Genomic DNA, 3,095 nt, shown 5'->3' with positions numbered 1-3,095 from the left:
GGCTCGATGACGGTGCCTAAGGCCTAGGCTTGGCTAAAATTTTATATTACGATGCGAGCGCTGGCATCAGCGGCGATATGAACTTGGCCGCGCTGGTGGAGCTTGGCGTGGATTTTGGCTATCTTTGCGCCGAGCTTGAGAAGTTAAATGTAGCCGGCGAATTTAAGCTGGAGCGCAAAAACGTGCTAAAAAACGGCATCGCCGCGACAAAAATCGACGTCGTGCCGTTAAAATCGCAGTCTCACGCCAGAAGCTACGCGGGTATCAGGCAAATTTTAGAGAGTTCAAATTTAAGCCAGAGTTACAAACAAAGAGCGGGCGCGATATTTCACACGATTGCGCAGGCCGAGGCCAAAGTCCATGGCACGGACGTAGAGCTGGTGCATTTTCACGAGGTTGGCGCGGTCGATAGCATCGCGGACGTCGCTGGCGCGGCGATCTGCTTTGAATATCTATTTGAAAAATTTGGAATTTCTCGAGTTGTTAGCTCCAAAATTGAGCTTGGCGGTGGCGTAGCGATCTGCGACCACGGCACGCTTAGCGTACCTGTACCCGCCGTTTGCGAAATTTTAAAAGGCGTGCCCGTAAGTCTCGGACGCGCAAATTTCGAGATGACAACGCCCACGGGTGCGGCGATTTTAAAGGCCTGTGCGGACGAGTTTACGGACGGCGCGAGCTTTAGGATAGAAAAGATCGGCTACGGCGCGGGCGGCAAGGACGCAGCGGGCTTTACAAACGTGCTTCGCGCGATGATCTGCGAGACGGACGAGGATTTATACGAGCGAAATTTAGACGCGCACTCAGGCTACGGCGAGGTTTGCAAGCAAATTTTAATCTCCACGAACATCGACGATATGGACGCCGAGAGCTTCGCGCTTGCGTGCGAAATTTTACGCGAGAACGGCGCGCTGGACGTATTTGGCCGCTCTATTTTTATGAAAAAGGGGCGCGCGGGCTTTGAGCTAAACGCGCTGTGCCGCAAGCAGGACGCGCAAAATTTAAAGGATCTAATTTTTACGCACACGACGGCGATCGGCGTTCGCGAGATAGAGGTTGCTAAAACCGAGCTAAAGCGCGAGTTTGTGCGGGTGCAGACGAAATTTGGCGAGATAGGGCTTAAGATTTCTGGCAACGGGCAAGTGCAAAAAATAAAGCCCGAATTTGACGACTGCAAGGCCGCGGCGCTCGCGCACGGCACGACGATCGAGCGGGTGCGAAAAGAGGCGCTGAAAATCTATGACGAAACTAGAAAAACTAAAGGCTGATCTGCGCGGACTGGGCGAACTCGCAGTCGCATTTAGCGGCGGCGCGGACAGCTCGCTGCTGCTGCGTGCGGCACACGACGCGCTGGGTGAGCGCGCGATCGGCATAACGATCAGATCGCCCTACATGTCCTCGCGCGAGATCGCAGAAGCCGTAGAATTTGCCCGCATCTACAGCATCAGGCACGAAATTTTAGAGCTCGGCGTCGCGGAGGAGATCAAAGACAATCCCGAAAACCGCTGCTATCTGTGCAAAAAGGCGGTGTTTTCGCGACTGATCGAGCGCGCCCGTGAGCTTGGCTTTAGCCGCGTCGCAGACGGCACGAACCGAGACGATCTGGGCGAATATCGCCCCGGGCTCAAAGCAAAAGAGGAGCTGGGCGTGCTCTCGCCGCTGATAAATTTAACCAAATCCGAAATTCGCGAGCTCTCGCGCGAGCTAGGCTTGCCCACAGCCGAAAAACCCGGCTATGCGTGCTTGCTAACGCGCCTGCCGCACGGGCGTGAGATCACCCCGCACGAGCTAAATTTGATCGAAGCGGCGGAAAATCTGCTCATCGCAAGCGGCTACGCAAACGTCCGCGCGCGGTGCGACCGCAAAAATATAAAGCTGCAAATGCCCTTTTCCAGCATGCAAAGCTTCCTAAACGACGCTAAATTTAAAAGCGTCATTAGGCAGCTCGTAGCGCTAGGCGCTGCGGACGTGACGCTCGATCTAAAGGGGCTTAGAGAGGATGTTTTGCATGAGAGAGGATGAAATTTTAGAGCTTTTTGCTGGGATAAAAAGCGGCCGCGTGAGCGAGCAAGAGGCGCTAAAATACCTGAAAAACTACCCCTACGAAGACGTGGGCTGCGCCAAAATCGACACCCAGCGCGCCCTGCGAAACGGCGCGGGCGAAGTGATCTACGGCGAGGGCAAGACGGATGATGAAATTTTACGTATCGCTGGTGCGATCGGCGCGAGGAGGCAAAACATCCTGATCACGCGCACAAACGAGCGGGTTTTTGGGCTAGTGCGCGAGGCGCTGCCGCAGGCGGAGTTTAACGCTCGCGGCCGCGTCATCAGCGTCAAATTTAAAGAGCCCGCGCTCACGCAAAGCTACATCGCGATAGTATCTGCCGGCACCGCAGACGGCGCGGTAGTGGAGGAGGCGTACGAAACGGCGCGATTTTTAGGCAACGACGTGCGCAAATTTAGCGACGCGGGCGTGGCGGGACTGCACAGGCTGATCGCAAATTTAGAGCAAATACGCGGCGCAAAGGTCGTGATCGCGGTGGCGGGCATGGAGGGCGCGCTAGCTAGCGTGCTGGCTGGCCTTGTTAGTGCACCCGTGATCGCGGTGCCCACCAGCGTGGGATACGGCGCGAGTTTCGGCGGGCTAGCGGCGCTACTAGCGATGCTAAACAGCTGCGCAAACGGCGTGAGCGTCGTAAATATCGACAACGGCTTCGGCGCTGCGTATAACGCGAGCCTGATAAATCATCTCTGAATTTACGCCTGCGAGGCAAATTTAACGGCTAAATTTGAGCGCGAGAGCCAAATTTGAAGGCTAAATTTAAAAGGAAAGCGTTGCGAGAGTTAAATTTAAGCGAACAAAAAGTGGTTTTAATAAAAAGACAAAGCGCGAGGATGAGGCTAGCGTTTTTAGCCGCGGCGGTTTTGATTTTGGCGGTCGAAATTTACATTGCGATCTGCGTAAAGGGCGGTTTTGTGCGCCACTACGCGGGTGACATTTTGGCGGTTATCTTGCTTTACGCTTTGACGCGGGCTATTTTTAGCGCGCCGCCTTTAAATTTGCCGCTTAAAATTTTTTCGTTCGCGGCGGCTTTGGA

3 protein-coding genes and 1 pseudogene are annotated in these 3,095 nt (G+C 54.7%); all 4 read left to right on the top strand.

The genetic code is table 11. The features are described from left to right. The first annotated feature begins 29 nt into the window (after nt 1-29). Nucleotides 30-1,265: a nickel pincer cofactor biosynthesis protein LarC gene (gene larC, locus Q0614_RS00615; protein WP_298785781.1), complete on the top strand. Its 1,236-nt coding sequence runs from the start codon at nt 30-32 to the stop codon at nt 1,263-1,265. Continuing rightward, the gene (gene larE, locus Q0614_RS00610; RefSeq protein ID WP_298785778.1) at nt 1,237-2,019 is read left to right on the top strand and encodes an ATP-dependent sacrificial sulfur transferase LarE; all 783 of its coding nucleotides are present in this window, start codon (nt 1,237-1,239) and stop codon (nt 2,017-2,019) included. The genes larC and larE overlap by 29 nt, the downstream gene beginning before the upstream one ends. Continuing rightward, a complete protein-coding gene (larB, locus tag Q0614_RS00605) occupies nt 2,006-2,752 on the top strand; it encodes a nickel pincer cofactor biosynthesis protein LarB (protein WP_298785784.1) in 747 nt (248 codons plus the stop codon). Before larE ends, larB begins: the two co-directional genes overlap by 14 nt. 140 nt (nt 2,753-2,892) lie before the next feature. Next, a pseudogene (locus tag Q0614_RS00600) lies at nt 2,893-3,095 on the top strand (DUF2809 domain-containing protein); the annotation flags it as partial.

Origin of the sequence: uncultured Campylobacter sp. (genome assembly GCF_937997595.1) — a bacterium.
GTDB lineage: Bacteria > Campylobacterota > Campylobacteria > Campylobacterales > Campylobacteraceae > Campylobacter_B.
The sequence above is the reverse complement of the archived record's forward strand: the minus strand, read 5'-3'. Positions and strand labels throughout refer to the sequence as shown.